The organism is Gilvimarinus sp. 1_MG-2023 (assembly GCF_030548285.1).
Map to the genome: position 1 here is coordinate 1 of NZ_JAUOSC010000400.1, position 358 is coordinate 358.

Annotated in this window: 1 protein-coding gene; it reads right to left on the reverse strand. The window is 57.8% G+C overall.

Going from position 1 to position 358, the window contains the following annotated elements; genetic code table 11:
- Positions 1 to 358: Maf family protein (locus Q4563_RS17360; protein WP_303605388.1), on the reverse strand; the 358-nt coding region annotated here is incomplete at both ends.

Consider the following 358-nt stretch of genomic DNA (forward strand, 5'->3'; position numbering starts at 1 on the left):
GGCCGGAACTGCACCTCAACATGCTCGACTGCGCTGGTGATTTCACCGGCATGCCACAAGGCCACACCGGTCGAAAAACAAATACGCTGGCCTGAACTGGCCAACAGTTGTTGCCGGGCTTGCTCATGATTCCCCGGTTTGCTGACCACTTCGCCATTGAGAGAACAGGCCTGGTCGCTGCCGATGATCCAGTGTTGCGGGTATTGTGCTGCCAGTGCCCGTGCTTTTTGTTCAGAGAGCCGCTGCACACAGGCATCAACGCTTTCATCAGGGTATGGGGTTTCGTCAATATCTGGACTGGCCCAGTCAAACGGCAGGCCCAGCTGGGCCAGCTGTTGGCGTCGGTAGGGGGATGAAG